Annotated in this window: 7 protein-coding genes; 6 read left to right on the top strand and 1 reads right to left on the bottom strand. The window is 26.5% G+C overall.

What is annotated here, in order from left to right:
• Positions 1 to 222 precede the first annotated feature (222 nt).
• Positions 223 to 807, top strand: a complete 585-nt coding sequence (locus tag BZ132_RS02440) for a hypothetical protein (protein WP_286940380.1) — start codon at positions 223 to 225, stop codon at positions 805 to 807.
• Positions 808 to 854: 47 nt separating this feature from the next.
• On the opposite strand, the gene BZ132_RS02435 is transcribed toward BZ132_RS02440, so the two are convergent.
• A complete protein-coding gene (locus BZ132_RS02435) occupies positions 855 to 3,065 on the bottom strand; it encodes a glycosyltransferase (protein WP_286940378.1) in 2,211 nt (736 codons plus the stop codon).
• 205 nt (positions 3,066 to 3,270) lie between these two features.
• Between BZ132_RS02435 and BZ132_RS02430 the strand changes: the two genes are divergently transcribed.
• From BZ132_RS02430 to BZ132_RS02410, 5 genes are all read left to right on the top strand, one after another.
• Positions 3,271 to 5,910, top strand: a complete 2,640-nt coding sequence (locus BZ132_RS02430; RefSeq protein WP_286940376.1) for a valine--tRNA ligase — start codon at positions 3,271 to 3,273, stop codon at positions 5,908 to 5,910.
• 54 nt (positions 5,911 to 5,964) lie between these two features.
• Complete coding sequence (gene aroA, locus BZ132_RS02425) at positions 5,965 to 7,245, top strand: 3-phosphoshikimate 1-carboxyvinyltransferase (protein ID WP_286940375.1); 1,281 nt, start codon at positions 5,965 to 5,967, stop codon at positions 7,243 to 7,245.
• 35 nt (positions 7,246 to 7,280) lie between these two features.
• The gene (gene nth, locus BZ132_RS02420) at positions 7,281 to 7,925 is read left to right on the top strand and encodes an endonuclease III (RefSeq protein ID WP_048059828.1); all 645 of its coding nucleotides are present in this window, start codon (positions 7,281 to 7,283) and stop codon (positions 7,923 to 7,925) included.
• Between the two features lie 198 nt (positions 7,926 to 8,123).
• The gene (locus BZ132_RS02415) at positions 8,124 to 10,568 is read left to right on the top strand and encodes a glycosyltransferase family 2 protein (RefSeq protein ID WP_286940373.1); all 2,445 of its coding nucleotides are present in this window, start codon (positions 8,124 to 8,126) and stop codon (positions 10,566 to 10,568) included.
• Between the two features lie 5 nt (positions 10,569 to 10,573).
• Positions 10,574 to 13,201 (top strand): glycosyltransferase, encoded by a 2,628-nt coding sequence (locus tag BZ132_RS02410; protein WP_286940371.1) that lies wholly within the window; start codon positions 10,574 to 10,576, stop codon positions 13,199 to 13,201.
• The last annotated feature ends 31 nt before the right edge of the window (positions 13,202 to 13,232 follow it).

The following is a 13,232-nucleotide window of genomic DNA, read 5'->3' as shown; positions in this document are numbered from 1 at the left end:
CTATTAAAACAATTTAATATTCAAAATAAATATACTTTTTATTAAGAAAGTAATAATAATTAATTAGAATTAAAAAAAGACTATTTTTTTCATGAAAAATTTTTATTTTTAGAAAAAATTCAGTAAAAATAAATAAAAAATCAACACCATGAAAATCTATTACAATTAAAACTCTATAAAAAAAATAATAGATACCATATTATAAACATAAAAGATACTATAATGGTGAGATATTATATTAATGGAAAAGATATAAAACCAACATTATTTGAACCATTACTACATACAGTAAAAGTAAATAATCAAAGTTTTACAATTAATCCAGAATCTAATGAAATAAAAACAGTAAAACAAGTTATTATAAATGTATTATCCAATATCAACATAGAAAAAATAACTACAACAAAAACTAGACCAAATAACAACAAACAATATGAAGATATAACAAAACCAAAAGTAAATGTAAATTATTCATTTTCACAAAGAAATCCTTCTTCTCAAAAAACAAACCAAACACTTAGAACAAATGATGTGAAAATAAATCCTAAAGATAGTGAACCTAAAATTACATTAAAAGAGTTTAAAAATAGGTTTAAAACAAAAAATAAATATTTAAAAAATAATAAAATACAAAATAAAGATGAATATTCCTCTGTTCATAGAGGTATACAGCAGGGAAAAGCTGACTATTATATGCCTCCAAAAGAGATAACTGATAAACCAAGAAATAAAACTACAATAAGAAACTTCCAAATTACTGATGATATACCTTCAAAAGTTAAATATTCAAAAAGAAAAAGAAGTTAATACTATCACTATTCATAGCAATATTCTTCAAAAAAAATTATAGTAGATTAAAATTCATACTCTTCTATAATTCTTTTAAGTTTCTTAGCTCTTATAGTATAGGTATGTTTATTTAGCACTATTTTTTGTAATTCTTTTATTTTTTCATTTCTTTTATCACTATGTTCCATATAATAATTTATTACATCTTTTAGTTCTTCTTTTGAATGATATTCTGGTATTTTTCCATTAAATAAGTCCTGATTTCCCCGATTTCCATTTGTTATTACTAGTTTTCCAGATGCTATTGTATCAAATACCCTACTATTTACTGAGCCCCATTCTTTTGTTACATGGTTTGCATCATCTATTACTATTTTTGTTGAGGCATAGATTTGTGGTATTTCTTTGTAGTTTATAAAACCCTGGTAGTATGGTTTGAATTTTTCTATTTTATCCCAGTTTGCACCATATAATTTAAATGTGTGTTTTATTTGTGTTGGATCTAGAAAATCTATTATTTCACGTTTTGCCATCCAGTAACTTCCTGTAAAACAATAATCACTTTCATATTTTTTTTGTGGTGATATATTTTCATTGAACATGTCTGTGTCTGTGGCTATTGGATAGAATATTGCTTTTTTTCCTGTTTTTTGTGTTATACTAGCACATGCTTTTTTAGAGCTTGATAGAATTATGTTGTAGTCTTTGAAATAATCTTTATTCATCCATCTGTCAAACCAGTTACGTGGCCATGCTATTTTTATTATGTATTTGTTGTTTGTTTTGATTTTTTCTATGTTGTAAGTATCTAGCATACTTATTATTACATCCACATATTCTGGTATGTTATACCAGTCTTTACCTTTTTCCAAGTACTTTATGTTCCATCCATATTCTCTTTTAAGACTACTTGCTAATGTTTGTGCTGTAAAATAATCTCCAGCTGTTGTGTTTTTCTGGGCTTGTGTTACTACAAAGGCTATTGTTAAGCTTTTATCTGTTATGATTTGGTTGTTGTTTATTAAATCCTCTTTTAGTTGTTTTTTAAGGTATGTGTTCCATTTTTTTATGAATATTTCATGATTTTTTTCTCTTCTTTGTGTTACTACTTTATTTTCTTCCATTTCCTGTGTTCCAAATTCATAGTGATATAACATTGCTTGTGGTGTGTAGTAGTTTTTATATCCACTCTTGTGTAGTTTTAGACATAGATCTACATCTTCATAACCATATACATACTCTTCTTGAAAACCACCCACCTTATTAAATATTGATTTCTTAATTAGCATACATGCTGCTGTTATGGCTATTATTTGTTGGACTTGTATGTTTGTGTTTGTATAGTATTTTTGTCCATTGTTTTTATTTACTGGTTTTATATAGTCATAGGCTTTAAATATTATTCCTTCATGTTGTATGGTGTATGATTTTTCCTGATTTATTTTTGAGTTTGAACAGTCTGGATAGATTAGTCTTGCCCCTACACACCCCACATTTTCTTTATTTAATATTACATTCATCAAATGATTTATAAATCCATCTAGTGGTTCTATATCATTGTTTAAAAATAGTAGGTAGTTTCCTTTTGCTTTTTTTACAGCTTCATTATTTGCCTTGGAGAATGTTTCATTTGTTTTATTTTCTATTAATGTTATGTTTAGATTTGTGAATTTTTTTATTGTGTCTTTTGTATTATCTTCTGATGCATTGTCCCATATTATTAGTTCATAGTTATTATATTGTTTTAGTTTGGTAAATTTTGTTAGTAGTCTTTTTATATGATTTTCACCATTGTGTGTTATGATTATTATTGATACTAATGGTTTTTTTATTAGAGGTAACTTGTTTTTGTTGTCATTATTTATTTTTTCCCTAAGTTTTTCTATTTGTTTTTTTGTTAATGAAGTATTTTTTCTATTTTCACTTATTCCATATATTGCATAGTGTATCAGTGGGTTTATATTAGATTTTTCTACATCTTTGTTTTCTTTTAGGTATTTGTTTGTGTTAAATTCAATTGATGGATTGTATCCTTTTTTACTTCCATAGTATATGTAGTGTAATAATGCATCCATTCCATCTTTTCTTACTGATTCATGATTTTCTAGATAGTATTCTGTGTCAAATAGATTGTTTTTTCTTATTTGTCTGTATCCTTTTATTGTTATGAATAGGTTTTTTAGGTTTCCTATTTTGTTTTTATTTTTTAGAAGTGCTAGAGGATATAGTTTTGATGCTAGTTTTTGTTTTAATGAATGAAGTTGTCTTTTTTGCATATGGATTGTTTCCTTTCTTTTGTATATGTTAATATTTTTATTCTTTAATAGTTATTGTAATTTTTGAATAAAGAATATATTCTATTTTTTACATATATTATATTATAATGTAAAATTTCATTGTATTATATTACAATGATTTTCAATTTAAGTATTTTGAATTTATTTTTATTTACATCAACATGATTTAGGAGATACACATTAAATGAAAAGTAATGACATTCCAAAGGATTATGATCATACTAAAGAAGAAGAATTACAAGATTTATGGCAAAAGGATAACACTTATCGTTTTATAGGTGATGGTACTAAACCAACATATATTATTGATACACCACCACCATATCCAACAGGTAAACTTCACATGGGACACGTCTTAAACTGGGTTTACATGGATATTATTGCAAGGTATAAACGTATGAATAATTTTGATGTGTTATTCCCACAGGGATGGGATTGTCATGGTCTTCCTACAGAAGTTAAAGTTGAAGAAATTCATAATATTAAGAAGAATGATGTTTCTCGTGAAACATTTAGGGATTACTGTATAGATTTAACACATGAAAATATTGAGAAAATGAGACTTCAAATGCGTAAAATGGGATATTCTCAAGACTGGGATCATGAATATATTACAATGCTTCCAGAAAACAAGAAAAGAACACAGTTATCATTTCTTAAATTATATAATCAAGATATGATTTATCAAGATATTCATCCTATTAATTGGTGTCCTCGTTGTGAAACAGCTATTGCATTTGCAGAGGTAGAATACTCTGATAATACTACTAAATTAAATTATATTAATTTCCCAGCTGCTGATGGTTCAGGTAATGCTACAATTGCTACTACAAGACCGGAATTATTATGTGCATGTGTTGCTGTAGTTGTACATCCTGATGATGAACGATACAAAAATCTTCATGGAAAAACTGTGAAACTTCCTATATATGGAAGAGAAGTTAAAATTATTACCGATGACACTGTAGATTTAGAGTATGGTACTGGTGTGGTAATGATTTGTACCTTTGGGGATAAAACTGATGTTGAATGGGTTACACGTTATAATCTTGACATAATCAATGCTATTGATGAAAAAGGTGAAATGTTACCTGTAGCTGGTAAATATGCTGGAATGACTATTAAGGAATGTCGTAGCAGTATTATTGAAGATTTAAAAGAAGAAGGTTATCTTATAAAACAAGAAGATGTGGACCAGAATGTTGGTTTATGTTGGAGATGTAAAACACCTATTGAAATAATGACTAAAAAACAATGGTTTGTTGCAGCAAATAAGATGAATGAGGATATTGTTGAACAAGCAAAAAGTATGAGATGGGTACCAGGTCATATGTATCAAAGACTTGAAAACTGGGCTCATTCCATGGATTGGGATTGGTGTATTTCAAGACAAAGAATCTTTGCAACACCTATACCTGTATGGTATTGTGATGATTGTCATAAGGTTGTACTTCCAAGTGTTGAACAATTACCAGTAGATCCTACAATAGATAAACCAGACCACTCTTGTAGTTGTGGTTGTAATAGTTTCACACCAGAAGAAGATGTTCTTGATACATGGATGGATAGTTCCATAACACCTCTTACAATAGCCAATTGGCCAAATGAAGGTTGGGAAAATGTTTATCCTGCAACTTTAAGACCACAAGGTCATGATATTATTAGAACTTGGGCATTTTACACTATTCTTAGATGTTATGCTCTTACTGGAGAAAAACCATTTGATGAAATCGTAGTTAATGGTATGGTATTTGGTGAAGATGGTCATAAAATGAGTAAATCTCTTGGAAATGTTATTGCTCCAGAGGAAGTTATTGAGGAATATGGTGCAGATGCTCTTAGATTATGGTCTGCTAATAGTGTTCCTGGTGCAGATGTTCCATTTGGTTGGAAGGATATTAAGCATGCATATAAATTCCTCCGTAAATTCTGGAATGCATTTAGATTTATTAGTATGCATTTAGATGAAAATGTGTCTGATAATTTATCTGAAAATAATATTATTGATAAATGGATTTTATCAAAACTTAACAGATTAAATCAGACAGTTACACAAGCATTTGAGGAATATAATTTTGCTACAGCTGAACAGGCAATATATGACTTTGTATGGCATGATTTCTGTGATGAATATATTGAAGCTGTAAAATACAGATTATATGAAGATATTGACTCTACAAGTGATGCTAAATATACTCTTAAAACAGTTATTGAAACTACACTTGCACTTATGGCTCCAATAACTCCATTCTTTGCTGATACTGTAAATCAATACCTGGGTAATGATTCCATGGCCCTACATCAAGGTGGATGGCCAGAACTCAATGATGAATTAATTAATGATGATGTTGAAATTGTAGGTAGTTATGCTATTGATATTATTGATGAACTTAGAAGATACAAGTCATCAAAAGGAATACCATTAAATCAACCATTAAATACTGTTAACATATACACTACTGATGTTGAAAAGGTAGAACTTACAATTGAAGATATTAAAAACACAAATAAGGTAGATAATATCACAGTTGTTAATGGTAAACCTGATTTACATGAAAAAGTACTTGCAATTGAACCTGTTATGAGTAAAGTTGGACCAGAATTTAAACAGGATGCTAAGAAAATCATAGATTATATATCAAACAATAATCCAGAAGAAATAGCAAAAACATTAGATGAAAAAGGTGAAGTTCAAGTTGATAATGTTGCATTTACAAATGAACACATTACAGTAGTAGATTCTGAACTTGTTAGTAAAACAGGAGAAGTTGTTGATATACTAAAAACTGAGAAATATAATATTCTCCTTGAAGTTCAACAATAACTAAACTCCCCCACCTTTTATCTCTTTTTTTAAATGAATTTCGAGGTAATAATTATGGATTTACAAGTTGAAAAAATAAATAAAATTTCTGGAGTTATAAAGGCTCCAGCTTCAAAAAGTTATTCACACAGAGCATTTATAGCAGCTGCACTAGCAGAAGGTCAATCAATACTAAGAGATCCCCTATATTCAGCAGATACTATAGCTACATTAGAAGCATGTGAACAATTAGGAGCATTATTTCAAAGATATCCTGATAAATGTATTGTACAAGGTACTGCAGGATATATAAGAACACCAGAAAATATAATTGATGTTAAAAATTCTGGTACTAGTGTTAGAATACTAAGTAGTGTTGCAGCAATAGCACCCAGAGCAAATTACACAATATTTACTGGTGATGAATCACTAAGAAAAAGACCAATGCAAGACTTAATTGATGCACTAGAAAATCTTGGAGTTCAAATATCATCATCACAAAGTAATGGAACTCCTCCAATCATTGTTAAAGGTGGATTTGAAGGTGGTCAGACAGATATTAAGGGTGATGTTAGTAGTCAATTTATATCATCAATTATTATGGCTGCACCATATTCTAAAAAGCCTGTAACCCTTAATGTAAAGGGAACATTTGTATCTAAACCATATGTTAACATGACACTGTCTGTTATAAGTAAGTTTGGTATAGATTTTGAATATGATACAACCAATATTCCAGAGTATTCATCATACTATATTGAACCACAGAAATATGAAGCTACTGATTATACTATTGAGGGAGATTATTCCTCTGCATCATACATATTAGCAGCAGCTGCAATGCTTCCATCAAATCTAACTGTTAAAAATCTTTATAAGGATTCTATGCAGGGAGATAAGATAATTATAGATATTATTAAGAAAATGGGAGCTGAAGTTACAGTGGATGATGATCAAATACATATTGAAAGTGATGGTAATCTTAAAGCATTTGATATTAATCTAGAAGATGCGCCAGATTTACTTCCTACAATATCTATTCTCATGGCACAAGCTGAAGGTGTATCTAAAATAACTGGAGTTGAACATGCACGATTTAAAGAAACAGATAGAGTTCATAACTGTGCTGTTGAACTTGAAAATGTTGGTGTGGATGTTGAAGAACTACAGGATGGACTTATTATAAAAGGTAATCCTACTGGTGGTTATGTTGACTCCCACATAGATCATAGAATGGTAATGGCATTTTATGTTCTTGGACTTAAAATTGGAAATATTATTATTAAAGATGCAAGTTGCTATGATATTTCATTCCCAAACTTTTTAGAAGTAATGCATACAATTTCAGAAGAATAAGAATATAAGAGGGTGAGTTTGTGATTAAAGAAAATATGAAGGGTAATTATACTGTTGATGAAATTAAATTTATTGTTGATAAACTTGAGGAAATATTTACTCGCAGAACTTTTCTTGAACAAACACCATATGAAGTTCTCATAAGAACTATTTTATCCCAGAGAACAAGGGATGAAAATACTGATAAAGCTACAGAAAATTTATTCAATGTGTATCATACCATGGAAGAAATAGCAGATGCTCCTGTTGATGATATTGCTAATCTTGTAAGACAGGCAGGATTTTATAATGTTAAAGCTGCACGTATCAAGGAAGTATCTAATATTTTATTAGAGGAATATGATGGTGTTGTTCCAGATACTCTTGAAGAATTACTTAAATTACCTGGTGTTGGACGTAAAACTGCTAACTGTGTTTTAGTATTTGGTTTTCAGAAGGATGCTATTCCTGTTGATGTTCATGTTCATAGAATATCCAATAGACTCGGTCTTGTTCATACAGATAAACCAGAAGATACAGAAGAGGTTTTAAGAGAGATTGTTCCACAGGAATATTGGCTTCCAATTAATGATTTAATGGTTCAGTTTGGTCAAAATATTTGTAAGCCTATTAATCCCCAACATATTGAATGTCCTTTCACAGATTTATGCCAGTTATATAAATCTGAATTGGATATTTAATTTTATTTTTTTTTTAAATATTTTTGTATAAATGTAAAAAAAATATGTTTTAATACCATTATTATTTATAATTTTAATTAAATTAAAGTATTTATTAAATTATAAACATATATAACAGTAGTATTAATGTATTATAACAAAAAAATGATTTTTAAAAAAAAGATACATTGATTAATTAATTTATTAAAATTGATTCATATGAATTCTAATACTAAAACAGAAGATAATCCACCAAAAAATGATTCTATTGATGTTTCAATAATTATTCCTGCATATAATAGTGATAAATACATTGAAAAATGTTTAAATACTGCACGAAAACAAACACTGAAAAATATAGAAATTATATGTATTGATGATGCATCTACAGATAAGACCTTGGAAATAATTAACAATCATGTACGTTTTGATAAACGTGTATGTGTATTTACCAATACTACTAATCTTGGTCCTGGAGCTTCTAGAAATATTGGAATAAAACATGCAAGAGGAAAATACATTACATTTCTTGATGCTGATGACTGGCTAGATGAAAATACATTGGAATGTGTATTGAAAAAATCTGAAGAGAATAATCTTGACTTATTATTATTTAAACTTATTAACATGAACAATATTACAAAGTTATTATATAAAACAGAAACTTATTCTATGAATTTCTTGGAAAAATATTATAATAGAGTTTTTAATCATGATGATATCTCTGCAAATATACTTTTTAAAATACCTGTAACTGCTCCAGGTAAGTTATATTTAAGATCTTTTTTATTGGAAAATAATATTAGATTCAATGAAACTACAATGTATGAAGATAATCCTTTTTTTATTAAAACATTTTTAAAAGCAAGACGTGTATCTGTTGTTGATGAATATTTCTATAAAAGACGTGTACATTCAGATTCATTAACAAGCAATACAAAAAAAGACATGATGGATATTCATAATGTTTTAGATGAAATTTTTTCAATTTTAAAAAGTAATGATTCCTATTATATGAAATACAAGTTATCCTTCTATGATTTTATGATTCATACTCTTTTAAATAGATTTCAGAAAATTGATAATGAATTTAAGAATGATTTCTTTAATAAAACAAAGAGTCTTATTGAAAAATATATAGTTGAATATGATTTAAATGATGATATTAAATATAATTTAAGTAAAAATAATCTAAGAACATATAATTTAATAGTTAAATCTATGAATTCAGAAAATAATATTATTAAAGACATACAGGAGAACATTTCCCTAAATACTCCAATTGCTTCAATTGTTTACTGTGATGATATTACAGTTAGTAGATTAAATGAAATTTTAAATTCATTTATTAATCAGACAATGGGATTTTCATATTTAGATATTATTTTCATATCATCCACTAAAAGATTAAAGGATGTTCAAAAGTTACTTAAAATATATGATAAAACATACTACAACATCCATTATATTCAACTAGAAGAGGATATGTCATTATTGGATATTTATTCTATTGGTATTAATATGACAGATTGTTCATATATTACATTACTTGATAAAAATCATGTATATAAGGATCATGTTTTAAAGAATTTATTTAGAAACATGAAAGAAAATGAATACAACATGGCCCATACTAATATAAATGATTATAATAAGAAATATATGGATCTTGAAATATGGAATAAGATGTTTACAAAAAAATTCCTAGTAGATAATCAGAATATTTTCTTTAAAACAGAAAAAAACACCTATCTAATTAATCCACTAGTATATCTTAAAAAAGGTATTATGGAACCTGAGAATTTAAATCAAATGGCTCTAGTATATGATATGCTTAAGTATTGTGAAACAAATAAAAATGAATTTATAAAACAAATAGATTTTATGATGGACATACTACAATCTAACTTTAAAAAGATTGAACACACATATAAGAATTCATGCTTTATTCAGATACAAGCTATTGTTGAATGTTGTATTATTAAATATGAACTCAATGATATTATAATTAAAAATATTAGTAAAGAACACAGGGAATTCTATAATTATGTTATCTCCTCTCTTAAAAGTAAGAATTATCCTATAACTAAACTACAAAAGAATATTATTCCAAATAGGCCTGTGACTGTTGTTGTTAAATGTGATAAATATAGTATTGATAAAATAAATAGAGTAGTTTCTAATTTAATAAATCAAAGTTTTGGATTTTCTTTTATTGAAGTGTTGTTTGTTATTGAGTATGCATCGAAGAATAGTGATGTAGAACATGTTATTAAGAATTATACAAAGATATATCCAAATATTGAGTACATGGTAGTTGATAATAATTTAGATGAAGATAAACTATATAATAAATTAATAGATGATATTGACACACAGTTTGTGATGTTTTATAATAAAAAATATTCATACATACCAAATACCATAAAATATATTTTCAGAACTGTACGTAAGGGTAATATGCATGTTGCATCAGGTATTATTGAAGATAGTGGTGATGATGGTTCTAATGAGTTAATATGGACAAAGATATTTAAGATTAAATTCTTAAAAGAAGCAAATATTAAGTTTTATATGAAAGAAAATGATATTTTTGTTGAAAAGAGGATGTATAATAGAAAGGGAATAGTGAATGTTCCAATTATAATACTTAAAAAAGAGTGATTACCATGGCATTATTTTCTAAAATAAGTGACATTATTCAGAAAAAACCTAAAGAAATACCTTTAATTTCAATTATAATACCTGTATATAATACTACAAAAGATGATATTAAAGAAGCATTTGATTCTTTATTAAATCAAACAATAGGTTTTGAAAAACTAGAAATTATATTTGTAAATGATAAGTCAACAAAAACAAGTGGTGTTGATTTAATTAAAGAATATAAAAATAAATATTCTAATGTATTATTATTTAATAATAAACAAAAAAAATATGATGGTCCAACACGTAATAACGGTCTAAAACATGCAACTGGTAAGTATGTGATGTTTTTAGATGATGATGATAAATATCTTAGTAATACTTGTGAATTTCTATACAATATAATTGAAGCAGAAGATGTGGATGTTGTTAATGGTAATTACATTGACACATACACAAATAAAAAAGTTAACTGGGAAAACCAAAATATAATTCATTATAAAACAAAGATTAGAACCATAGATGAAAATCCTAATCTTCTAGGAATTTCTCCATACCTCTGTACTAAAATATATAGAAGAAGTTTTCTTATTGAAAATAATTTGGAATTTGAAGAAGGTTTAAAAATAAGTTCTGATAAAATATTTAATTTCAAAATCTTATTTAAGGCTAATGGAATTATATTTGTTAATGAACCAATTGTTATATATAACAGAGATACAACAAATGGTTTCTCAAAAAGCTTAGATTATTCTTATGATAAACTCAAAATATTAATAAAAGTTTATACTTATTGTTATGAGTTATTTAAGAAAGAATTACCCGAAGCTTGTCATATTTTATTAGATGATGTTAATTATATTACTAAATATGTATTAAATACCACACTTGATAGGGATGAATTTAAGAATTTTGTAGAAGATTTACATGTATTCTTTAAAGAGTATGTCTCAAATAATAAAACACGAAAAAATCATAAATATCATAAAATAATAAAACACATTGCAAATAATGATTATACTAATGCATACTATGAATATATTGATTTTAGAAATGAAAAACTCATATTTAAGACAAATCCAATAGAAAAACCTAGAAAAGACATATATAGTAAAGATTTTGATGATATTCTTGTATCTGTAATAATTCCAGTGTATAATGGTGAAAGATATCTTAACAGTTGTTTAAATAGTATACATGATCAGAGTCTTAAAAATATGGAAATTATTTGTATTGATGACAATTCAACAGATAACTCTCTTAACATATTAAAACAACATTCTAAAATTGATAAACGTATGCGTGTTATTCATATAAAGGAAAATCATGGAGTTAGTGCAACAAGAAATATTGGAATAAAATATGCAAAAGGTAAGTACCTTACTTTTGTTGACTGTGATGACTGGCTAGATAGTATGGCATTAGATACTGCTACAAAAATATCCCAAGAAAATAATCTCGACATTTTCTTCTTTAATAGAACATTATACACTAAAAAAGAGTCAAAAATTGAGAATAAAAACGATACTACCTATGATTATCTAAAAGAATATGAAAATAAACTTATTAAAAATACTAATATTGATTTATCAGTTTTATTTAAAAATTATTCTAGTGCTACAGGTAAACTATACTTAACATCATTTATTAAAAATAACAGTATTAGATTTAATCCAAGAAGAACTTACTGTGATAATTTATTTTCAATAATCACATTTTTAAAAGCTAAAAATGTGAAAATAACAGTGAACAGTTATTATAATCAAAGAATACATGAAAAAACATATGATGCATGTAGAGATAATACAATGTGTGATAATATTTCCATGCTTAAGGATATGTTAAATATATTTAGACAAGTAACACCATTATATGAAGCATATCATGAAAAATTCTATAATTATATGATGGATATTTTAAGAAAAACATTATATAAAATAGATTCACAATATATGCTAGAATATTTTAAATCTACACAAGAGTTTATAGGAGAATGTATTGGAAAAAATCATCTTGATAAGGATATTATACAGTCACTTAATAAGAATAACCTACTCTACTACACATATATTAAAGAATCAATTGATAAACCTGATAAAAGTAGGATAACCATACCAATATCCATAGTAATATATGCTAGAAATATGTTAGAGAAGGAAATATTTGAAGTTATTCATAATATAGCAGAACAAACCTTTGAATTTCCTTTATTAAGACTTGTATTTATTGATAATAATTCAAAAATTACTGATACAATGAATATTAAGAAGTACTCAAAGATATTTCCTAATATAGAATATATTAGAACAAATAGAGATTATGATGAAACACAACTATATAATATAATTCCAAACTATATTACAACACCATATGTTATGTTTTTAAATCCAGAATTATTCTATGTTAACACTGCTATAAAAAACATGTTTAGATCTATACGTAAGGATAATATGAATATGATTTCAGGTATTGTTGAAAAAAGTGATACTATTTACAACACACTTCTTTGGACAAAGCTCTTTAAAACAAAGTATTTAGATGATAATGTTAATTTCTATGAAGATAAAAATCATATGATAAATGTAGAATATAATATCAATGATAAAAAGGGCATTATTAATACAAATATTCCCATAATAAAATCAGAATAAGTAAAAAAAAGAGAAAGAACTAAAAAAAGGA

The organism is Methanosphaera sp. DEW79 (genome assembly GCF_003266085.1).
GTDB lineage: Archaea > Methanobacteriota > Methanobacteria > Methanobacteriales > Methanobacteriaceae > Methanosphaera > Methanosphaera stadtmanae.
Note: the sequence above shows the minus strand (reverse complement) of the source record. Positions and strands in the feature narration are given on the sequence as shown.